The 21,812-nt window shown below is 56.6% G+C and carries 20 protein-coding genes and 1 tRNA gene; 10 read left to right on the top strand and 11 right to left on the bottom strand.

Going from position 1 to position 21,812, the window contains the following annotated elements; all coding sequences use genetic code 11:
* The first annotated feature begins 38 nt into the window (after positions 1–38).
* Positions 39–788, top strand: a complete 750-nt coding sequence (locus tag H4N61_RS17075) for a hypothetical protein (protein ID WP_169194493.1) — start codon at positions 39–41, stop codon at positions 786–788.
* Positions 789–799: 11 nt separating this feature from the next.
* Here the strand turns inward: H4N61_RS17075 and H4N61_RS17080 are convergent.
* The 5 genes from H4N61_RS17080 to hemC all read right to left on the bottom strand — a co-directional run bounded on the left by H4N61_RS17080 (position 800) and on the right by hemC (position 5,210).
* Positions 800–875: transfer RNA gene (locus H4N61_RS17080), tRNA-Thr, on the bottom strand.
* 33 nt (positions 876–908) lie between these two features.
* Positions 909–2,294 carry a heme biosynthesis HemY N-terminal domain-containing protein gene (locus H4N61_RS17085; protein WP_182394545.1) on the bottom strand — a complete coding sequence of 462 codons (1,386 nt, stop codon included), beginning with the start codon at positions 2,292–2,294 and terminating at the stop codon, positions 909–911.
* Entirely contained in the window at positions 2,291–3,520 is a 1,230-nt protein-coding gene (locus tag H4N61_RS17090) for a hypothetical protein (protein WP_169194491.1), read from the bottom strand. Before H4N61_RS17090 ends, H4N61_RS17085 begins: the two co-directional genes overlap by 4 nt.
* A gap of 26 nt (positions 3,521–3,546) precedes the next feature.
* Positions 3,547–4,284: a uroporphyrinogen-III synthase gene (locus H4N61_RS17095; RefSeq protein ID WP_169194490.1), complete on the bottom strand. Its 738-nt coding sequence runs from the start codon at positions 4,282–4,284 to the stop codon at positions 3,547–3,549.
* Positions 4,272–5,210 carry a hydroxymethylbilane synthase gene (hemC, locus tag H4N61_RS17100; protein WP_182394546.1) on the bottom strand — a complete coding sequence of 313 codons (939 nt, stop codon included), beginning with the start codon at positions 5,208–5,210 and terminating at the stop codon, positions 4,272–4,274. Before hemC ends, H4N61_RS17095 begins: the two co-directional genes overlap by 13 nt.
* A 77-nt stretch (positions 5,211–5,287) precedes the next feature.
* Here hemC and tsaD point away from each other — a divergent pair, with 77 nt between their 5' ends.
* Genes tsaD through H4N61_RS17120 form a run of 4 tightly spaced genes read left to right on the top strand, consistent with a single transcriptional unit; the run spans position 5,288 to position 8,058 of the window.
* Positions 5,288–6,346, top strand: coding sequence for a tRNA (adenosine(37)-N6)-threonylcarbamoyltransferase complex transferase subunit TsaD (tsaD, locus tag H4N61_RS17105; RefSeq protein ID WP_169194523.1), 1,059 nt, complete (start codon positions 5,288–5,290; stop codon positions 6,344–6,346).
* Complete coding sequence (locus tag H4N61_RS17110; RefSeq protein WP_182394547.1) at positions 6,336–7,322, top strand: NAD(P)H-dependent glycerol-3-phosphate dehydrogenase; 987 nt, start codon at positions 6,336–6,338, stop codon at positions 7,320–7,322. Before tsaD ends, H4N61_RS17110 begins: the two co-directional genes overlap by 11 nt.
* A 2-nt stretch (positions 7,323–7,324) precedes the next feature.
* The gene (locus H4N61_RS17115; RefSeq protein WP_169194487.1) at positions 7,325–7,618 is read left to right on the top strand and encodes a YciI family protein; all 294 of its coding nucleotides are present in this window, start codon (positions 7,325–7,327) and stop codon (positions 7,616–7,618) included.
* 5 nt (positions 7,619–7,623) lie between these two features.
* Positions 7,624–8,058: an EVE domain-containing protein gene (locus H4N61_RS17120; RefSeq protein WP_169194486.1), complete on the top strand. Its 435-nt coding sequence runs from the start codon at positions 7,624–7,626 to the stop codon at positions 8,056–8,058.
* A 49-nt stretch (positions 8,059–8,107) separates the two neighbouring features.
* Here H4N61_RS17120 and H4N61_RS17125 read toward each other — a convergent pair whose 3' ends face one another.
* The 4 genes from H4N61_RS17125 to dapF form a co-directional block, all read right to left on the bottom strand.
* Positions 8,108–8,707: a septation protein A gene (locus H4N61_RS17125; RefSeq protein ID WP_169194485.1), complete on the bottom strand. Its 600-nt coding sequence runs from the start codon at positions 8,705–8,707 to the stop codon at positions 8,108–8,110.
* A 109-nt stretch (positions 8,708–8,816) separates the two neighbouring features.
* On the bottom strand, positions 8,817–10,040 hold the full coding sequence (ftsY, locus tag H4N61_RS17130) for a signal recognition particle-docking protein FtsY (protein WP_169194484.1): 1,224 nt from the start codon (positions 10,038–10,040) through the stop codon (positions 8,817–8,819).
* 19 nt (positions 10,041–10,059) lie between these two features.
* Positions 10,060–11,322 (bottom strand): tRNA (N(6)-L-threonylcarbamoyladenosine(37)-C(2))-methylthiotransferase MtaB, encoded by a 1,263-nt coding sequence (gene mtaB / locus H4N61_RS17135; protein WP_169194483.1) that lies wholly within the window; start codon positions 11,320–11,322, stop codon positions 10,060–10,062.
* Positions 11,322–12,170, bottom strand: coding sequence for a diaminopimelate epimerase (dapF, locus tag H4N61_RS17140; RefSeq protein ID WP_169194522.1), 849 nt, complete (start codon positions 12,168–12,170; stop codon positions 11,322–11,324). The genes mtaB and dapF overlap by 1 nt, the downstream gene beginning before the upstream one ends.
* 282 nt (positions 12,171–12,452) lie before the next feature.
* Between dapF and H4N61_RS17145 the strand changes: the two genes are divergently transcribed.
* The 4 genes from H4N61_RS17145 (at position 12,453) to rpsP (ending at position 16,770) form a co-directional block, all read left to right on the top strand.
* Positions 12,453–13,406, top strand: coding sequence for a hypothetical protein (locus H4N61_RS17145; protein ID WP_169194482.1), 954 nt, complete (start codon positions 12,453–12,455; stop codon positions 13,404–13,406).
* A gap of 240 nt (positions 13,407–13,646) precedes the next feature.
* Positions 13,647–14,576, top strand: a complete 930-nt coding sequence (locus tag H4N61_RS17150) for a GNAT family N-acetyltransferase (RefSeq protein WP_169194481.1) — start codon at positions 13,647–13,649, stop codon at positions 14,574–14,576.
* A gap of 220 nt (positions 14,577–14,796) precedes the next feature.
* Positions 14,797–16,380 carry a signal recognition particle protein gene (ffh, locus tag H4N61_RS17155; RefSeq protein WP_182394548.1) on the top strand — a complete coding sequence of 528 codons (1,584 nt, stop codon included), beginning with the start codon at positions 14,797–14,799 and terminating at the stop codon, positions 16,378–16,380.
* 27 nt (positions 16,381–16,407) lie between these two features.
* Positions 16,408–16,770, top strand: coding sequence for a 30S ribosomal protein S16 (gene rpsP / locus H4N61_RS17160; RefSeq protein ID WP_182394549.1), 363 nt, complete (start codon positions 16,408–16,410; stop codon positions 16,768–16,770).
* An 80-nt stretch (positions 16,771–16,850) separates the two neighbouring features.
* Here rpsP and H4N61_RS17165 read toward each other — a convergent pair whose 3' ends face one another.
* Both H4N61_RS17165 and leuB read right to left on the bottom strand, forming a co-directional pair.
* Entirely contained in the window at positions 16,851–17,099 is a 249-nt protein-coding gene (locus tag H4N61_RS17165) for a hypothetical protein (RefSeq protein ID WP_169194478.1), read from the bottom strand.
* 207 nt (positions 17,100–17,306) lie between these two features.
* Complete coding sequence (gene leuB / locus H4N61_RS17170; RefSeq protein WP_182394550.1) at positions 17,307–18,410, bottom strand: 3-isopropylmalate dehydrogenase; 1,104 nt, start codon at positions 18,408–18,410, stop codon at positions 17,307–17,309.
* Between the two features lie 181 nt (positions 18,411–18,591).
* Between leuB and H4N61_RS17175 the strand changes: the two genes are divergently transcribed.
* Positions 18,592–21,810 carry a S41 family peptidase gene (locus H4N61_RS17175; protein ID WP_182394551.1) on the top strand — a complete coding sequence of 1,073 codons (3,219 nt, stop codon included), beginning with the start codon at positions 18,592–18,594 and terminating at the stop codon, positions 21,808–21,810.
* The last annotated feature ends 2 nt before the right edge of the window (positions 21,811–21,812 follow it).

Here is a 21,812-nt window from a genome sequence, read left to right on the forward strand (position 1 = left end):
ATGAAAGGTTAAAACCCTCTCATTGCTAGGGATTAAAGATGAGTGCAGCGTCCGAACCACAAGTTCCATCTCGTTTTGCGGCGACGCTATTGGACCTTTTAGATCGTGTAGAGGTGCGACGCGTCTCGCCGGACGACCAATTCGATCCTGTCTATCGCCTGCGGTATGAAGCGTATCGCCGGGAAAATTTTATCCCGATCAACTCGCAACAGATCACGCGCGATCAGTATGATGAGGCCGACAACTGCTTTTGTTTCGGGGTCTATATCGACCAAAAGCTGGTGAGTTCCATTCGGCTACACATCGCCTCACCCCAGAACCCAACATCCCCTAGTGCTGCCATTTGGCCCGATATTTTGGGTGATATCGTCGGCAAGGGGCAAATCTACGTCGATCCGAGCCGCTTTACAGCCGACCATGATGCGACGCTGGCGTTTCCAGCGCTGCCCTATCTCACCCTCAGAACCGCTGTGATGGCATCGATGCATTTTGGCGCCACCTATTGCATCTCTTCCGTGCGATCTGAACACTCGGCGTTTTATCGGCGAGTTTTTCATTCTAAGCAGTTGGCAGGAGAGGGGTTTTGGGGGGAACTCACGTTTCCAGTGTGCCTTTACGCCTGCCACGTACCGACCATGGCGAAGACCCTGTTCGAACGCTTCCCCTTCTTTGATTCGACGCCAGAAGAGCGCGGAGCCTTATTTGCTGAAGGGCGAGACACGCGTGTGAGCATTTCGCCGTCGGCCAAGCAGGCGCGGCGGCTAAAGCAGATTGCCGAGGCTGTGTAAGGGAAGAAAAGTGGTGCCGCTTACGTGACTCGAACACGTGACCCCATCATTACGAATGATGTGCTCTACCAACTGAGCTAAAGCGGCGCCGTCGGGCGAACCGGACAGAATTTCGGTCTTTTACTGATCGTTTTCAGTGGTTGCAAGAGGCAAGGCGCGTTCCGGAGGCGGGAGTTCAGACATAGTTTGCACTGTCCCCTTCTCAATCGCCGTGGATCGCGCGGTTTGGGTGGTTGGCACTTTCCATTCGAACGCATCGAGACGCCCGGTAACCGGAGAAACCGGCTCCCATTCGTCGCTAATGATTCCATCTGCCGTCCATGCTGGATCACGTGGGGCCCGAACAGCGCGAGCGAACCATTCACGCGCTTTACCCTGATCCCCGCTTTGCCCCTCCTCAATCTCACCCATCAAGCTAGCGACGCCCTGGGTGAGGTCGTCATCAAGGAAGTTTTCCAAGCACTTGCGGGCAAGCGGCCAATCGTAAGCGTCTATGGCAGACCGGGCCATGACCATGGCAGCCGCACAATTTGTTGGCGGTATCTCGATCAGTTCGCCGATCCGCTTGAGGCGGTCCAAAGCCGAAGCGCCGGGCTGGGAGTTGGCATACAGCATGGCCACATCTGGATGACCGGTCGCTCGCCATGTGCGACGCAGCAGGCTTTGCGCTTTGCGGCTTTCGCCCCGATTGATGTAAATGCGCGCGCCGATAAGAGCGGCGGGTATGAAGTCTGGTAAAAGTTTCAAGGCGGTAAGGGCATGATCAAGGCCCGAGTTTGGCTCGGACACTTCCATTTCCCTGGCCCGCGCTGACTCAATCACAGCTTGTCGACGGCGCTTACGGGCCTTTTCCTCGCGACTGCCGGCAACCTCCACATTGACCATTGCAACTGCTTCAGCCCATCGGCGCGTGGCGACAAAATTGTCGAATACGGCCTGGTTGGCCCACGCGCTGTGCGGCGCTAAGGTCAAGGTTTTCTGAGCGAAAACAAGGGCCGCCTCAGGGCGGCCTTGCGCCTGAGCCTGGTCGTATAAGCCGGTCAAAGCAGCCACTGCGGTCGATTCGTTGGCGATCAGGGCGCGATAATGTTCGCGTGCGGCAGACATATCGCCCATTGCCAGATCGGCGCGTGCCTCAAGAAGTTTGGCAGCACTATTTTCAGGCAGCCGAGCTTGGGCCTCGCGCGCCATGATGCGAGCACGGGCCGGATCGCCGGATTGGAGAGCGATGACGGCTTGCGATAGGGCTTCGACGCCCTGTTCGCGGCGCTTACGATTACGACGACGGTTCAAGGCCTTAGGGGCCCCAATCACGCGGCGGACCAGCGCCCAAATGGCAATAATGATGATGGTTGCCAAAACCAGCAGTGCCACCGCCGTACCAAGGCGCGGTTGCATGCGATAACCAGCAATATCAAGGCTGATGGTGCCGGGGAGAGCAATGACCCAAGCTACAATGCCTGCAATGACAAGGCTGCCGATAATCCACGAGGCAAGCCTGATCATTGCGCCGCCTCCGCACTGAGGGCCTGAGCCCGGATGTCAACGAGGAAGCTATTGGCAATTGCTAGGGTTTCAAGGTCTGTCCCAAGATCGCCTGCTGCTGATTGCATAGCCTGCGGAAGCTTGGAGAACTCAGCGAAAGCTGTATCAAAATCAGCACGTTGGGTCGCAGCCTCTAGGCGCGCAACCACTGCCTCCGGGCTGTCGCCCTGAGCCTGTGCAGAAGGGCGCAGCGCAATCACGCCACGGAACCACCCGGCCGCCGTATCTTGCCAGCTGGCATTCTCAGGCAAGGGTTGGCCAGCCAGCATATCGGGCAAAACAGTGTTGAGTTTAGCCATCACGTCTCCCGGTCGCGGCAAGCCCGTTTCGGCCTTGGAGGCGATGGGCGCGGGAATGGCACTTGAGGGCATTTCCTGGCGTATTATGGACAATTCAGGGGCATAAGGCCGGGCATTTGCGAAGGCAAAGTCCAACGACGATAGGCTCAAAGCGAGCCGATCTGTACGGGAAGTATTGGCTTGTGCGCTTGTGGCCACTGCTGACAGCTGGCTCTGGGTCGCTTCAAGGGCGGAACTGGCATCCGCAAATTCGCTGCGCAATAGTTGCAGCTGCGATTTCAAATCCTCGACAGCTTCAACACTAACACCGCTCGATGGTCCGGGGACACTAAGGCTCTCTATCTGCGCGGCGAGCGCCGCAACCTCTTGCTCGAGCGCGGGGTCGACGGCAGGAGTTTCGACTGAAGCGGGCTGCTGTTCAAGCGAGGCGATACGTGTGCTGATGTCAGCCAATTCGGCTTGAACAGCGTCGGTGGCCGTCTGGAGCTGGGGAACCGCGGTCGCAAATTGTGCGATTCGGTTGTCGGACTGGACCGGAGCTGCTGGAGGTTGCGGCCAAAGACCTGCCGCGGCGAGACTATAGGCTGCGCCGAGACCGATGACACCTCCGACTATGCCTGCAATCACTGGATTGCTGCGCGATGCAGCTGCTGCGGCGGCGCTTTTGGGCGGGATTGGTGGCACCGGAGGAACAGGCGGTTCCTTTTGCGGTTGAGGCGCAGGTTTTGCTGTCGGTGCCTCGGCAGTAGCGGGCTTTTCAGAGACAGTGGCTGCAGGCCGGGCGGTCCCCTCTAACACCGGAGGCTTCACCGGGCCTGTCTTCGACCCTTTGGTTGAACCAGTGGTCGGGGCCTTATTTGGCGATTCGGTGCCGGGCGCGTCAGCCATTAGCGTACCTCTAACTTACAATCCGATCATGCCCCAGTTTGCTCTCTAGCAAAAGCAAGTGCCAGTGCCATCATGGCGTCTTCGCTGGGGTAGTCAGAAAGCAGAACGCGGCTGAAGTGGTTTTCGAGCAGTGGCTCTGCAACTTTTTCTGACATGCACAGCATGGGTATCGTGCGACGCTTACCAAGTTCTATTGATTGACCCAAAGAGCAGAAAATTTCTGCCGTGCGGCGCGAATAAAATAGGACCGCCCCAAAGCCGTCAGCCTCGAGATCATCGAGCAGGCCAGAAGGCAGGCTCGTCTCTGAAACCATTTCATAAACTGTTGCCGTTGCGACCAAAATTCCATGTGGCGCCAAAGCATGGCCCAGATCACCGCTCAGGTGACGTCCTGCAGGATAGAAAATTGGGCCCGGATTACGTGAAAGGGCAATTGTCGTGACCAGCGACGGCAGCGTTCCATCGGCGGCCACAACATTGGTGAAGCCCAAAGCCCGGGCTTCATACGCCGTGCGATCTCCCACCGCAAATGTGGGGACGTCACGAAAGCGCTCGATCAACGCCTGATCTTCGAGCGAGCGTAAAGCATTGGTGCTGGTGACTGCCACGCCAGCAAAGGCACCGGGCGGCACCGACGCATCAACGTTCTGGCGGATCATCAGCGGCGCGAGTGACCCCTCAATACCCAAGGCCGAAAGGCGATCTTGGGTCGCCTGAGCATCGGGCTCAGGACGAGTGATCAACATGCGCATTAGTTTTGCCATTGCGCAAACCACTCCGCGCCCGCTTTTGCTACGAGACTCTGTCCGACGGTTTCGCCCAAGCGCTGCGGATCGGTGTCTTGGCCTTCAGCCTTAAAGGTTGTTTGCCCATCAAGGCTCAAAATCTCGCCCTTAAGGGTATAGACGCCGTCGGCAAGGCTGGTCAGCGCACCAACTGGCGTGCGGCAGGACCCATCCAAAACCGCCAGCATGGCGCGTTCAGCGGTGATTTTACCAAAAGTTTCAGCGTGGTTGAGTGGCGCGATCAGCTGGGCCAATCGGTCATCACCGGTGCGGATAGCGAGACCGATCGCCCCCTGTGCGGGCGCGGGCATAAAATGGTCAGGCTCCAAAATACTGGTAACCCGGTGGGCCTCGCCAAGACGATTGAGCCCGGCCATAGCCAGCAAAGTGGCATCAGCAACGCCGTCGACCAATTTCTGGATGCGGGTGTGAACATTGCCACGGAACGGCACGATAACGAGGTCGGGGCGCAATCGCAGGGCTTGAGCCGCACGACGAATTGAAGAGGTGCCGAAGCGCGCGCCCTGCGGCAGATGGTCTAAACTGGGAACACTCACCGAGAGGAAAGCATCGCGCACATCCTCGCGTTCGAGGAAAGCCACAAGGGTAATGCCTTGAGGCAGGCCAGTCGCAACGTCCTTGCTGGAGTGCACACCAAGATCGATCTCACCAGCGAGCAAAGCGTCGTCTATCTCTTTGGTGAAAACGCCTTTTCCGCCAATGTCGGAAAGAGTGGTGTTTTCCGCCTGGCTGCGGTCACCGCCTGTGGACAGGACACGAATCCCGATCAGCTCTTCGCTGACCCCATGGGCTTTTGCCAGCAAAGACCGCACAAGGTGAGCCTGCGCTAAAGCCAGTGGGCTACCGCGAGTTCCGATGGTGGCAAAGAGTGCTGACGATTGCATAGGCGGGCAGTCCTAGTGTAGGCGAGAAGCTTGTTTACGGGAGTAGACCGTTCGTCGTGACCGAGCAAGCACACACCATCATTCTTGGCATTGAGACCAGCTGCGACGAAACCGCCGCTTCGATAGTTGTCCGGGATGAAACCGGCCGGGGAACAATCCGTTCCAATGTGGTCCGATCCCAATTGGATGAACACGCAGCCTTTGGCGGTGTCGTCCCAGAATTGGCGGCGCGAGCCCATGTTGAATGGCTCGACCATATCATCGCACAAGCCGTTGACGAAGCCGGAATTGCGATCAGCGAAGTTGATGCAATTGCTGCAACCGCTGGCCCTGGCCTTATCGGCGGGGTGCTGGTGGGATTAACAACGGCCAAAGCCTTGTCGGCCTCGCTCGACAAGCCGCTGATCGCCGTCAATCACCTTGAAGGCCACGCGCTCACCGCGCGCCTGACCAATGAGGTGCAATTCCCCTATCTTATGCTGCTCGTTTCCGGCGGCCATAGCCAGTTTGTGCTGGTGCGTGGCGTGGGTGACTATGAGCGCTGGGGCGGGACAATTGACGATGCCTTGGGCGAAGCCTTCGATAAAACAGCAAAGCTTTTGTCGCTCGGACATCCCGGCGGGCCTGCTGTTGAGCAGATGGCAAAACAGGGCGACCCAAAGCGTTTCCGCTTCCCAAGACCTCTTCTGCGGGAAGAGCGGCTCGACTTTTCGTTCTCTGGGCTGAAAACCGCCGTGAGATTGCAGGCAGAAGCCTTGGCACCGCTCACCGACCAAGACGTCGCCGACATTGCGGCCTCCTTCCAGGCGACCGTGTCGGAAATTGTAGCGAAGCGCTCGTCTCAAGCACTCGACCGGTTTAAGACCGAGCTGCCTGATGCCGTACCTACGCTAGTGGTTGCAGGTGGGGTTGCGGCTAATCAGGCCATTTCGGCGGCATTGCGGGCCGTTGTGGAGGCGCATGGAGCGACGCTTGTTGTTCCCCCCATTGCGCTTTGCACCGATAATGGCGCGATGATCGCTTGGGCAGGCGCCGAACGCTTTGCACTCCATGCGCGCAATACGCTCGATTTTGCCGCACGCCCACGCTGGCCCCTTGATACGCCGGATATGAAGGTTTCGTCCGATGACGTTTGATCATGTTGCTGTCATTGGTGGCGGCGCTTGGGGCACCGCTCTAGCGCAAGCGGCGGCAATGGCCGGTCGCAGCGTCAGTTTGGTAGTCCGCTCGGCTGAACAGGCCGCCTCGATTAACGCCACGCGGATCAACGAAAAATCCCTGCCCGGGCAGATCTTGTCGCCAGCGATCAGCGCTGTGACCAGTTTGGGCGCTGCTGATTTGATTATTATGACTGTGCCCGCCCAGACGACACGGTCGGTTTTGGCGGCGCTTGACCCCAGATTATTGCACAATAAGCCCGTGATCCTTTCGGCTAAAGGCCTTGAGCAGGGCACGCTGGAGCGGCAGAGCGCCATTGTCGAGCAGCTGTGCCCAACTGCGGTCCCTTATGTCCTCTCTGGCCCAAGCTTTGCCGCGGACCTCGCCTCGGGGCGTCCCACTGCCGTGACACTGGCCGGCGATGATGATGAGGCCACCGAAGCTATCGCTGCCGCTTTGGCAGGACCGAGCTTCCGACTCTACGCCGCAGATGACCGCACCGGGGTAGAAATCGCTGGTGCGCTCAAGAACGTCTATGCGCTGGCCTGTGGTGCTATAGAAGGGGCGAACCTTGGCGCTTCGGCGCGCGCCGCCTTGATCGCGCGCGGCTATGCAGAAATGGCACGCATGGTGACAGCCATGGGTGGCTCGGCCAGCACGCTCACCGGATTAGCGGGCATGGGCGATCTCACCCTGACCTGCACATCCAACCAATCGCGCAATTATCAGTTTGGTATTGCTCTGGGTGCGGGAAGTTCGACGCAAGACATTCTAGCCAGCGGCGCAAAACTGGCCGAAGGTGTCGCCACCGCGCCGGTTGCTGCTGCCTTGGCGAAGACCCTTGGGGTCGATGCCCCACTGATCGACGCGGTAGATGCTGTAGTAAGCGGCACCTCTAATATTGCGACCGTTGTCGCCGGGCTGATGTCCCGGCCTTTGAAGAGAGAAGACTGACCATGCTTTACGCCATGATTGCCAAGGATGCTCCCGGTGCTCTGCAGACGCGCCTTGACGTGCGTCCGGCTCATCTCGACCATTTGCAATCTTTGGGTAAGGCAGTGGTTTATGCCGGAGCCTTGCTGGATGACAATGATCAGCCCGAGGGTTCGATCGTTGTGTTTGAAGCGGAAGATCTCGATACCGCCAAAGCCATGGCTGCGGCTGATCCGTTCGTACCGGCAGGCGTTTTCTCGTCCTATGAAGTGAAGCGCTGGCGCATTGCCATCAACACCACCGGCGTGGAGTTCTAAGCCCTATGGCCTATTGGCTGATGAAGTCTGAGCCCGATGTTTTCTCATACGCAGACCTCGAGGCCAAAACGGCCAAGGGCGAAGTGGAAGAATGGCATGGGGTGCGCAATTATCTCGCGCGCAACAATATGCGGGAGATGAAGAAGGGTGACCTCGCCTTTTTCTATCACTCCAACATCGGCCGCGAGATCGTGGGCATCGCGCGTATTGCAAATGAGTCTCATCCCGACAGCACCGCGGAGCCCAACAACAAGGGGCAGATCGTTTGGGACTGTGTTGATCTCGAAGCGGTAAAACCATTTCCCCGCGCCGTGACCTTGGCTGAGATCAAAGGCACTGAGCAGCTCAGTGAAATTGAGCTGGTGAAATATTCTCGCCTCTCGGTCTCGCGCGTTTCGGAATATGAATGGGAACTGCTCTGCAAGATGGGCGGCCTTTAGGCCAATAAAAAAGGGCCACTCAATCGAGTGGCCCTTTTAATTTGAAGGGTTACCGCGCCTCGTTCTGTTCGGGCTGCGGTGCGTATTTCTGCAGCAGCGGTAGCTGCGTCATCGAGAAAATCACCGTCAACGGCATGATGCCCCAAACTTTGAAGGCGACCCAAAAGTCGGTGTCGAAATTGCGCCAGACAATCTCGTTGATGACGGCCAGTAAGACGAAGAACAGCCCCCAATTGAGAGTCATCTTCCACCAGCCTTCAGGCTTGAGCTTATAGACGTCGCCAAAGACGTATTTGAGCAAGGACTGACCGAACAGCAGCCCGCCAAGCAGCACCACTGCAAAAAGCGAATTGGTAATGGTCGGCTTCATCTTGATGAAGGTGTCATCCTGCAACCACAGGGTCAGGCCACCAAAAATCAACACCACTGCACCAGTGACCAGTGGCATAACCGCGATTTTGCGCAAGATCAGCCAAGACAATGCGAGGGAAAGAACCATCGCGCCCATGAACCATGCGGTCGCGACGAAAATATCGGTGCGGCCGTTCATGATGAAGAACAGCACCAAAGGCCCTAGTTCCAACGCAAGCTTGATCACTTGCGGCTTTAGCTCATCCCAACTCGGTTCGGCCTGGGTTTTGTCGGTCATAATATTTTCCAGTAAGACGCCAGAACTTAGGGGTTATGACGCGGTCTGCAAGCGACTTAGCGCGTAACAGTGGTTAGATTTTGGCCAGTGACCTGGCCTGTCATTCACTTTAATGCTGGCCAGCGATGGCCTTGGCAAAATCGCCTGCTTCAAAGGGCTCAAGGTCTTCAACCCCTTCGCCGACACCAATAAAATGCACAGGCAGGCCAAATTTACGGGCGATGGCCACGAGAATGCCACCGCGGGCCGTACCATCAAGCTTGGTCATCACCAGCCCTGTTACCCCACCGCGCTTGCCAAAAATTTCAACCTGACGAAGCGCATTCTGGCCGGTAGTCGCATCCAAGGTCAGAAGGGTCGCGTGGGGAGCGGAAGGATCAACCTTCTTGATCACACGGATGATTTTTTCCAACTCATCCATCAGCTCTTCGCGGTTCTGCAACCGTCCCGCCGTATCGATGATGAGTACATCGCGGCCCTCAGCCTTAGCTTGGGTGACGGCATCGAAGGCCAAACCCGAAGCGTCTGCCCCCGCTGGACGCGAGATGACGGGGGAATTGGTGCGCTGCCCCCAGACCTGAAGCTGTTCAATGGCTGCGGCGCGGAATGTATCGCCCGCGGCGAGCATGACCGACTTGCCTTCGCGCGAGAATTTCTGCGCCAGCTTGCCGATGGTGGTGGTCTTGCCCGAGCCGTTGACGCCAATCATCAAGATAATGAAGGGCTTTTGCGCGGCGTCGACAACCAGAGGCTGTGCGACTGGGGTGAGCACTTTTTCGACTTCAGCAGCGAGAACGGCACGGACGTCTTCACCCGACACGTCTTTATCAAAACGGTCGCGGCGCAGCGTTTCGGTGATGGAAATCGCCGTCTCAATCCCCAAGTCAGCCTGAACCAGAACGTCTTCCAGCTCATCAAGCGTTGCCGCATCAAGCTTACGCTTGGTGAAAACCGAAGTGATCGAGGTGCTCAGATTGTCTGATGAGCGTTTTAGGCCCGAGGCAAGACGCGCGAACCAGCCTTGCTTTTCGGCCGGAACGTCAACAGCTGACGCGGGTGCAAGCCGCACAGGGGTTGCGATCGCTTGAGGCGGCGAGACCAGCTGGTCTTCAACCTCTTCGACATAGTCTGGCGTCATTTCCGGTGGGCCGGGCGGCGGCAGGTCTTCCTCGACCGCAGGCGCCTCAACGACAGCAATTGGTTCGGGCTCGGGTGTTTCTGGCACATGGACTGGTGCCAAAGGTGAATCAGGCAAGCTTTCTGGACCCGCCGGTGCTGGAGCAGGCTGGCCACCGAAAAACCGCTGGAAGAAGCTGGGTTTCTTTTCGCTCATAGTCTCAGTTCGCCTTCACCTAAGCTGCAAGGGGGAGCACGTCGCCGACAAGGCAATCTGCGCTCGCGCCCGTAATTCTTACACTGACCAGTGACCCGTGTTCTATGCCAGCCATATTAACGGGAAGGAACTGTTGCGTGCGGCCGATGCCGGAGCGTTCAACAAGCACTTGTTCCACCGCGCCAATCCGCGTTTGGCTGAGAGCCTGAACCTGCCGATCCCCCTCCTGACGCAGAACATTTGCTCTTTGCTTTGCGACAGAGCGGTTGACCTGTGGCATGCGCGCCGCCGGTGTGCCCGGGCGCGGCGAATATGGAAAGGCATGGATATAGGTCAAGCCCGCTTCGCTAATAAAGCGGCGGGAGTTTTCAAACATGTCATCGGTTTCGGTCGGAAAACCGGCAATAATGTCTGCGCCAAAAACCATGTCAGGCCGCAAGCCCCGGAGCTTGTCGATGATCGCCAGAGCATCATCGCGCAAATGGCGGCGCTTCATCCGCTTGAGAATGAGATCATCGCCCGATTGCAGCGAAAGATGCAAATGCGGCATCAAGCGAAGATCGGTGACCGCTTCATAAAGCGCCGGATCAGCCTCAATGGAATCGATCGAGGAAATACGAAGGCGCGGGAGGTCCGGCACATGCCGCAAGATCGCCTGGACCAATTGGCCCAAACTGGGTGCGCCGGGTAGGTCGGGACCGTAGGAGGTAATGTCCACCCCGGTGAGCACCACTTCTTTGACACCATTGGCGACAAGCTTTTTGATCTGATCGACGACCAAGCCCATTGGCACAGAGCGCGAGGGCCCACGACCAAAAGGAATGATGCAGAAGGTGCAGCGGTGATCGCAACCGTTTTGCACCTGCACAAAGGCTCGGGTGCGGCTATCCATGCCTTCAATGAGATGAGCGGCGGTTTCGCGCACGCTCATGATATCATTGACCTGCACCTTGTCGTTCAGCGTCAGGCCAAAAACCATCGGCTTATAGCTATCGGCCTTGAGCTTATCGGCATTGCCGATGACCAGATCGACCTCGGCCATATCGCCAAAGCTGCGCGCCTCAGTTTGCGCTGCGCAGCCGGTGACGATGATTTTGGCCTCAGGATTATCGCGGCGTGCTTTACGAACCGCTTGCCGTGCCTGACGGACGGACTCCTGAGTGACGGCGCAGGTATTGATAATGATAGCATTATCCAACCCGGCCTTTTCGGCCTCGGCCTTCATCACCTCGCCTTCATAGGCGTTGAGGCGGCAGCCAAAAGTGAGTGTCTCAATGGCCATTAAGCGGCCTCGCTACGCGCCCAAATGCCCGTTGAGGGGTCAACCGTGCCGCGCCATTCATACTCTGCCGGTCCCGTTAGGGTCACGTGATCATCAGGCAGCCACTCCACAACGAGATCGCCGCCCGGAACGGTGATCGTCGCTTTGCGATTGCTGCGACGGGTACGAACGCCGTTGACGAGGGCAGCGCAAGCAGCGGTGCCACAGGCTTCGGTGATCCCTGCCCCACGCTCCCATGTCCGCAAAATCATGCGGTCTGGCGTGATGACCTCCGCGATAGAAATGTTGCAGCGCTCTGGGAAGAGCGGATGGTTCTCGAGCATGGGCCCGAACTTTTCCAGAGCGTAACCCCACACATCATCCTTCACCCAGAAGGTGACATGAGGATTGCCCATAGAGGCCGCCGAAGGGGAATGCAGGATAGGCGCATCAATCGGCCCAATCTGAAGTTCAATGGCGCGCGTGTCGCCAAACTCTTCGTTGAGCGGAATGTCGTACCACGCGAATTTGGGCGTACCCATATCCACAGTGATCAAGCCGTCTTCAGCTTCTTCTCCGAAGAGAAACCCTGCAACGCTTTCAAAATCGAAACGTCTACGCCCGTGCTCGGCTGTGAGGAACTGCACAACGCAGCGCATCCCATTGCCGCAAGCTTGAGCGCGCGATCCATCGGAATTGATGATCTCAATAAAATAGTCGGTTCCCGAGGTGCGCGGATCATGGATGGCCATGATCTGGTCGAACTTGGTTTCTGGATGCGCATTGATGGCAATCGCCGCTTCCGCCGTGACCCGCCTATCGGTGCCGCGCATATCGGCCACGATAATCTGGTTGCCCAGACCATTCATTTTCAAAAAAGGAATGTCGCTCACGGTCAATTCTTTCACGCAGTGTGCGCCGTTCGCAGAGGCGCGTTCGCCCACTATATGGCGGAATAGCTTTTCAATTGCCAGAGCGACACCTTCACCGAACGCGTTGGTTCGACGCGGTTAACCGACGCTTGCGTCAATCGGGTACATTAAAACGTAACCATTGGCCTTAACTAGAAACAAAATTTAATCGTGCAATCACAGAGGAAAGAGTGGCTATAGATCTTTGAAGCAGATCGCTAAGAGGGAATAACTATGAATATGGCTTTTTCGCCTAGTCATATTATCAGTGACTGGAAAGACTACTACGCCAATGTGTGGGGCACACAGGCACTTCGTCTCCAGCACACTTTAGCCCAATCGGATTTGTTTTCCGATGAAGCACTTTCCCGTCTGATCGACATGACCCCGCGTGAGGCCTATCACGTCAATTACTCTCAAAAGACCCCCGGGAACCCGCCTAAACGGCGCGAAGGCCAGATCAAAGACCTATCCGGTGCGGAGGTTTTGGAGGTCGTGCGTAATGGCAATATTTGGGTGAATTTGACCGCACCGGCCAAAACCAACCCAGCCTATGGCGCGCTGCTCGATAGCCTTTATAGCGAATTCGAAGGCCGTATCCCGGGCTTTAAGAGCTATAAGCGCAATCTCACCATTCTCATCTCATCGCCCAACGTCTCGGTCAAATACCACTCTGACGTTCCGGGCCAGAGCTTGTGGCAGGTGCGGGGCACAAAGAAGGTTTATGTCTACCCCGCCCAAGCGCCCTTTATTTCTCAGCCAGCGCTGGAAAAGCTTATCCTTGGGCAGTTGCGCGAAACCGACATGCCATTTGAGCAGTGGTTTGATGATTTCGCGCAGGTTTATGACCTTGAAGCGGGCCAGATGCTGCATTGGCCGCTCAATGGGCCACACCGCGTCGTCAATCACGGCATGCTCAATGTCAGTTTCACCACCGAGCATTGGACCGACGAACTGCGTAAGCACTATGCGGTAAATTACGCCAATGGCGTGTTGCGCAATAAGTTGGGCCTCACAAAGCTCGCTCAGAACACGAGCGGTCTTTCTTATCTGTCCAAACTCGGGCTCGCCGGCGCTGTAAAATTTTCGCCGCTCAACCCGCAGCGCAAGAAGGTTTACACAGTCGACTTCGAAGTCGATCCGACCAATCCCGAAGGTATCAGGGACATTCCCGCCTTCACCTTTGAAAAGTGATCTCGTCAAATCGCCGCGATAGACGCCCTTCACACTAAGGTTATAAATCAGCGCGAGGCGTTCGATCGCCTTGCGCCCCTTTGGCTCGAGCTCGAACAGCGCTCTGGGCGGGATGTCTTGTTCCAGAGCTTGGGTTGGGTTCGTGCTGTCTGGGATTTTGAGGTGGCGCGAAACAACGCAGCCTTCAGCCCCTTTATCGTTCTCGCTTACCGAGGCGAGAGCCTTATCGGCGCTCTGCCTATGGAACTCGTGAGCACAGGCATGCGTCGTGTCTTAGTGCCCATTGGCTATGCTTTTTCTCAGATATCGAATGCCTTGGTAGCCGCAGAAGAAGATGCTGAGACCGTGGTCGGACAACTGATCGATGCCACGAAATCAAAAATTTCCAGTGATACGCTGCTCTTCACGAAAGTGCGCAGCGGCTCGTCACTCTATAAAGGTCTGCCGGCCGATCACGTAAAAACCGCCGAAACCCTCGGTGCGCCCGTCGCAGAACTATCGGACTATCCTGACTTCGCTGCATATTTTCGCACGGTAAGGCCGAAAACACGCAAAAACATCCGCAATGCCCGCAATAGGCTCGAACGCGAGGCCACACTCTCCCACCACGTGGTTGATGATGCAGGCCAACAACTGGCCTTAATCGAAAGAACACTCAGCAGCCGTGACCAACGATTGAAAGAGCAGGGCCTGACGTCGCGCGCTTTCGGCACGCGTCATTTTCAGGACTTTTGCGCCAGCCTCGTCGGCAATCCAAATCTTTCAATCACTGGTTTTTCGCTCATTCACGGTCAAAATTTTCTGGCTGAACAATGGGGTTTCACTCACGGTGGACGCTATTACGCCTATGTGGCGGCTCGGGACTTTTCCCAGTCAGACGAAAGTCCGGGCAAGATGCACCTCGCCGAAGTCACTCAGGCCTGCGCAGACCGCGGGCTGGCCGCCTGTGACCTTGGTATTCCCACCATGCCTTACAAATTAACGTGGGCGACTCATGTCGTGGACGTCCACGATATCGCTATCCCTCTCACCGCACGCGGCAAGTTGATTGTGCGCGTTTGGGATGTTTGGTTGCGACCAAACCTGAAAGCGCTGGTTTTGCGTACCCCACCGACCCTCCGCGTCAAAGTCATGCGTTTTTTTGGGCGGAACAAGGACCAAAAACCATAAGGATGGCCGAGCTTCCTTGACTCGTTAGGCGCTTTCCCTTAGAGCCAAACTGTTCATCAGGCATTTGCTCCTGACCAGCCGACCGGGACCCCTAGGGGTATAAAGAGATCCCGGAGGCCAACATCCGCCAGCGCGTTGCGCCCGCGGGTGGGTTTGGTGTTTGGCTTTTTGGATCTTATCTCTCACAAGGAATTGGCCTTGCGAGTGAAAAGGAACCGGCATGTTCGAGAGCTTAAGCGACCGGCTTGGCAAAATCTTTGACGGGCTTCGTGGCCGCGGCGCGCTGAATGAAGCGGACGTCGATGCTGCAATGCGCGAAATTCGTCGCGCCCTTATTGAAGCCGACGTTTCGCTTGAAGTTGTCCGTGCCTTCGTTGAGCAGGTTCGTGAACGCGCTATTGGCGCTGAAGTCACGCGCTCCGTTACCCCGGGCCAGCAAGTCGTCAAGATCGTCAACGACGAACTCGTTGCAGTTCTTGGCTCTGACGCTGTCACCATCGATCTTAACGCTCCTGCCCCCGTAACCCTCCTGATGGTTGGTTTGCAGGGTTCGGGTAAGACCACCACCACCGCCAAGATCGCCAAACGTCTTAAGGACAAGCAGCGCAAGAAAGTGCTGCTGGCTTCGCTCGATACGCGCCGTCCGGCTGCTATGGAGCAGCTGCGCATCCTTGGCGAACAGGTTGGTGTCGACACTCTTCCAATCGTCTCGAGCGAAACGCCGGTCGAAATCGCGCGTCGCGCTGAACGCGAAGCCCGCCTCGGCGGCTATGACGTTCTGATCGTCGACACCGCCGGTCGTACGCATATCGACGAGGAACTGATGGTCGAAACGGTCTCCATTAAGGAGACCGTCAAGCCACACGAGATTCTGCTGGTTGTCGATTCGTTGACCGGTCAGGACGCGATCAACGTCGCCCGCTCATTTGATACCCGTCTCGATATCACCGGTATCGTGCTGACACGCGTGGATGGCGACGGTCGTGGCGGCGCTGCACTCTCGATGCGTGCAGCAACCGGCAAGCCGATCAAGCTGATCGGTGTTGGCGAAAAGATGGATGCCCTCGAGGACTTCCATCCAAGCCGTATCGCTGACCGTATCCTTGGCATGGGCGACATTGTTTCGCTCGTGGAAAAGGCTGCCGAACACGTTACCGCCGAAGACGCCGCGAAAATGGCGAAGAAGCTCAAGAAGGGCTCCTTTGACCTCGACGATCTGCGCGGCCAGCTTCAGCAGATGAAGAAGATGGGCGGCATGGGCGGCCTGATGGGCATGATGCCCGGTGCCGGCCAGATGAAAAAGGCTATGGCCAACGCGAACATCGACGAAAAGGTCTTTGATCGCCAGATCGCTATTATCAATTCGATGACCGCCAAGGAACGGGCCAACCCGGACCTGCTCAATGCCTCACGTCGCAAGCGTATCGCTGCTGGTGCCGGTGTTGACGTGTCGGAAATCAATAAGCTGACCAAACAGCACCGCCAGATGGCGGATATGATGAAAAAAGTCTCCAAGGGCGGCATGGGCGCACTCGGGGGCATGTTTGGGGGCAAGATGGGCGGAATGCTCGGCGGTATGCCGGACCTGTCCAAAATGGACCCTAAACAGCTTGAAGCCATGGCCCGTCAGGCCGGCATCAATCCCGATCAGCTCAAGGGCCTGCCCGGGGCTGATCTCCCTGCCCCCAAGGCGCTGCCGACTGACGTCAACGCGCTGCTCAAGTCCTCCGGCGGCCCGGGTCTTCCTGGTCTCGGCGGCATACCAAAATTCCCAGGCCTGCACGGCTTGGGCAAGAAGAAATAGACCAAAACTCGAAACTAGGAACCAATCATGGCACTCAAGATCCGCCTTGCACGCGCTGGCACCAAGAAGCGCCCTTTCTACCACATCGTTATCGCTGACGCGCGTTCGCCACGCGACGGCCGCTTCATCGAAAAGCTGGGCACCTACAACCCACTGCTGAACAAGGACGTTGAAAACCGCATCGTTCTGAACACCGAACGCGCTCAGCACTGGCTGTCCGTTGGTGCGGTTCCAACCGACCGCGTAGAACGTTTCCTCGACGCAGCAGGCCTCCTGAAGCGCGACGCACGCAACAACCCAAAGAAGGGTGAGCCAGGCGACCGCGCTAAGGAACGCGCAGAGGAAAAGGCAGCTAAGGAAGCTGCTGTTGCTGAAGGCGCAGCTGAATAATTTTAGTCCTTTTGGACTAAGTTATAAAAAGACCCCGGTGCTCATGGCGCCGGGGTTTTTTCTTTATTCGCACGATATCGTTATTCATCAAAAAACGACGCACCCTGGCCTGACGACCAAGTGAACCCTGTCAAGAGGGATCGAGTATTGGAAAGCAACTCTGTCGTAAAAAGAGATACCTTTTCATCGCCTTCTATCTTGTAAGCTGCGTCCTCAATATTTTTGACGAACCTATGTTCAAATTCTGGGTCAGCTTCAGCTAATGATTTCACAAGACATGCAACACGTATGGCAACTCCCTGGCCAATGATTTCTTGTGTGTCAGACATAACCTACTCCCAAAATACCTAAGCGAGCTCCACGCTATTCAAAGCTGGGACACAAGATCAATTCAGAATCGAATATTTCTTCATCCGCGCTGCCGCTTTCACTCAGGTGGCAAAATTAGGTTTGGAGAATGCAAAAACCCCGACATTGCTGCCGGGGTGTGCTCATGTATCTAAATTATGGAACTCGTTAGCGGAAAAAACTCTCCGTTATGCGGCCTTGAGCTTGGCGAGGATTGCTTCGCCCATTTCCTGGGTGCCGACAACCTTGCAGCCTTCTTGAGCGATGTCGGCTGAACGCAGGCCTTCAGCGAGTACGGCAGCGATAGCGCCTTCGACCTTGTCCGCCATCTCGATCATGCCGAAGGAGTAGCGCAGCGCCATGGCGTATGACGCAATCATCGCGATCGGGTTGGCGATGCCCTTGCCAGCGATGTCTGGAGCCGAGCCATGGACTGGCTCGTACATCGCCTTACGCTTCCCGGTGGACGCATCTGGAGCGCCAAGTGCTGCCGATGGGAGCATGCCGAGCGAACCGGTGAGCATGGCAGCGACGTCGGAGAGAATATCGCCAAAAAGGTTGTCGGTGACGATAACGTCGAACTGCTTGGGATTGCGGACGAGCTGCATAGCGCAGTTGTCAGCCAGAATATGATTGAACGCTACGTCGCCAAAATCCTTGGCAACGGTGCGAACGACTTCGTCCCACAACACGCCAGACTTCATGACGTTCTTCTTGTCAGCCGAGTGGATCTTGTTGCCGCGGGTGCGGGCAAGATCGAAGGCGACGCGTGCAATGCGATCGATTTCGTAGGTTTCGTAAACCTGAGTATCCACGCCGCGCTTTTGGCCATTGCCCAGATCGATGATTTCCTTCGGCTCGCCGAAGTAAACGCCACCGGTCAGCTCGCGAACGATGAGGATGTCGAGGCCTTCAACCAATTCGCGCTTGAGCGCAGAGGCGTCAGCCAGTGCTGGGTAGCAGATCGCTGGACGCAAGTTGGCAAACAGGCCCAAATCCTTGCGCAGACGCAGGAGAGCAGCTTCTGGGCGCTTGTCGTAAGGGACATTGTCCCACTTCGGACCGCCAACCGCACCAAAGATGACGGCGTCGGCCTTCAATGCCTTTTCCATGTCTTCTTCGGAGATCGCTTCGCCATGCGCGTCATAAGCGCAACCGCCAGCCAAACCGCGTTCAATCGCGAAGTCCGTCAGACCCGCTTCGTTGGACCAAGCGATGATCTTTTCGACCTCAGCCATGATCTCTGTGCCGATGCCGTCACCAGGCAGAAGGAAAAGGGAATGGGCAGCCATATTGGGATAAACTCCTCAACCGTACTCACGGGTACACCTTAGCTTGCACATAGCGCTTTTTTCGACGCTAGCGCAAGCGGCTGCCGCGTTTGCATCCAAAATTCCAGTTTCGCCCGCAGAGTAAATTAACAACACGCTAAGACCTACCCACGGATAAATACGGAGATTTTAGGAGGTATCAGTGTTTAAGAAATTTTTAGGGCTGTCAGCGCTCGCGCTGATGGCGGCCATAATTCCTGCCTATGCTCAACCCAACGGCGAGACACCTCGGTGGATGCGCTATGCCAGTATATCGCCAGACGGGGAAACCATCAGTTTCACCTATCGTGGGCAGATTTTTGTCGTACCTGCTGATGGCGGGCTCGCCGTTCCGCTCACCACCGCCGGCAATTTTAGCTATGGAGCGATCTGGGCGCCGGACTCAGAAAGACTTGCCTTTGCCACCGACATCAATGGCAATACCGAGATTTATCTCACCGATTTCAGCGGCACGCTCGAACGACGCACTTGGTCCTCATTTGGCGAGCAACCATCGAGCTTCTCGCCCGACGGAGAACAGATTCTTTATAGTAGAATAGCTCTCGGAGACGCTGAACGCAGCGTACAGACGGCACTTTCTAGCAAGCCACAGCTGTTTGCTCAAAGTGTCGAAACCGGCCGCGAAACCCTCGTTCTGCCTAACTACGCCAGCGACGCGCGCTGGAATACAGCGATGGACAAACTCGCGTATAGTTTCGACCCAGCAGGGGATCGTGCCGAGCGCCAACATCGCGTCACAGCCAATGCGCGACAAATCTATATGTACTCCCCTGCCACCGGGAACCACGAGCGGCTTTTCAATGTTGATGGCGTCGATCGCTACAACCCGGTTTGGAGCCCCGACAACAGCGCGATCTATTACCTCGCGGAAGGGACCGGCACGCTCAATGTCTGGCGCTATTCATTTGCCGATAAGACCGAAGAGCAGGTCACGCAGTTTCACGGCACACAGGTAATCGACCTGTCGATCGCCGATAACGGCATGCTGGCTTTTATCCACGACGGACGCATCTATACGATTAGCGCGGGAGAGACCGAGCCCCAACCACTTGAGGTGCTGACGCTTGAGCAGCTCGCCAGCTTGGATGTGAATGTGCCGCTCCTCGGGAGCGACGAATTTGTCTCATCTCCGGACGGCAATCATTTCGCCATCGCCCGCTATGGCAATATATTTTTGGTCGATACGACAGGTAAGGTACAGCAACTAACCGAAACCCCTGAGGAAGAGCGCAACGTAAGCTTTTCACCTGACGGTCAGGCGCTCACTTATGCCAGCGAGCGCGATCATCAGTGGGGCCTGTATCGCATTGCATTAACCTCCGCTGGTGCAGGCGAAGGTGAGAGCTTTGTTGAAGAAAAGCTCTATGTCCCCGAGGAAGGGAACGCATTCCAACCGCTCTACTCCCCAGACGGCTCAAAGATCGCCTTTATCGCGGATCGACGAGAAGTGCAGGTTCTCAATCTAGCAACTAAGGCTGTGACAAAGCTCTTCGCGCCCAGTGACTATAACTCGTCCTATCGAGAGGATGACATCTGGTTCTCTTGGGCTCCTACATCAGACCAAATCCTAACGCGTTGGCGCACTATTGGATCTGGTGGCGACAATTCTAAGGCCGCGGTTGTCCCCGCTGATGGTAGCGCACCGCCACAGCACGTAACACAAGCCCTCAACGTGAGCTTCAATGGGCAGTGGAGCACCGATGGCAGCCAGATTTTTGTTCAATCGGCAGTTGATACTGCGTGGTCCGCGCAGCTTCACATTGAAACGCTCGACCTGTATCGCATTTTCGTTTCGGCGCAGGCGCGCGCAGACTTTATCGACCTCGCCGATGGCACGGTCGATTTTGCTGAGCGCGGCCCGAAACGCTACGTACCAGAAGCGGAGCGCGCTTCCCGCCTCGAAACACACATCGGAGGCCACCTCGACTACTATTATCTGGAAGCCAATGGTACCGGCTTGATCGGGGTCGATCGCATCGACGACACGCACTTTTTGATTCAACGCATAGATTTGGCCGACGGTAGCGCCGAGACGATTCAAATCGTTGAGGCCCCCGGCACTGTTGGCTTTTCTCACGTGGCAGCAACAGATGTGATCGACTTCAAAGCTGACGATGAGATTGTACGGGTGTCAGTCTACAGCCCCAACGGCACTGAACACATCGCGATCAATCACGTCGCCAGCTTCAATCTCGACGCTCATAGAAGGGCCGCCTTTGAGCAGGCATGGTCGCACCTGAAGTATAATTTTTACTCAGCAGACCTAGAAGGCCGCGATTGGGATGCCATTGGCGCGAAGTATCGCTCGTATTTGGGCTCCATCAATTCGACGCGTGAACTTTCGGATCTCGTGCGCGCAATGTATGGCGAGTTGTCTGCATCACACCTCTTTTCCAACTCCGTGATATTCGAAGGCAATGTAGCGGGGATTGGGAGTCAGAGCGACGTCCTTGGGGTCTATTTTGACTATGGTTTTGAAGGCCCCGGTCTACGCGTGGCTGCGCTGCTCCCCGGTGGTCCACTCGACCGCGCCAGCCTGGGCGTAAACGCGGGCGACGTAATCACGAGCATTAATGGCAAGCAAATTCCAGACTTGGGCGGAACCGGTCGTCTTCTTGATCGCAACTCAGGCAGAGAGGTGTCGCTCGGTATCGCGAAAGCCAATGGTGAAGACCAACGCACTGTGAGCGTCCACCCGATCAGCGCCTTCGATGAGTACGAACTCGCCCGCGAACGATGGCGCGATAGCCGCCGTGAGATGGTGAGCCGACTCTCCAACAGCTGTGTGGTTTATCAGTACGTTCCAGATATGGACGAACCCTCTTACCGCCGCCTCGTTGGCCGTTTGACTGGGATGCGCGATGTCGCCAAGGCAGCGCTTATCGACGTGCGTTCGAACGGCGGGGGCAACCTCACCCGCGAATTGATGACACTGCTCAGCGGCGAAGCGTATAGCGTGACTGGTCGCGATGATGGCCCGAAGGTACAGGATCCCAACAATCGCTGGATTGGCCCGAGCGCAATTCTGGTGGATAGCTACGGCTATTCGGATGGCACTATGTTCCCTCAGGCCTATCACGACACCAAATTGGGGCTCATCGTCGGCGATGCGGTGTTGAACACCGGCACCTATGTCTCGTCCTATAAAAGCAAGATCGTCAGGGGCTTTGAATATGCGATGCCAACTTTGCCTATCCGCAATCTCGACGGGCATTTGTATGAAAACAGCATCATTCAGCCAGACATTCACGTGCCGTTTGACCCCAACTCTGTTGGCTTCAATACCGACCCGCAGCTCGAGGCCGCCGTGGCCGCTCTGATGGAGCAGATCGGCGCTGACAGCGACTGCCGTCTGCCGTAAGC

It is taken from the genome of Devosia sp. MC521, from assembly GCF_014127105.1.
Lineage (GTDB): Bacteria > Pseudomonadota > Alphaproteobacteria > Rhizobiales > Devosiaceae > Devosia.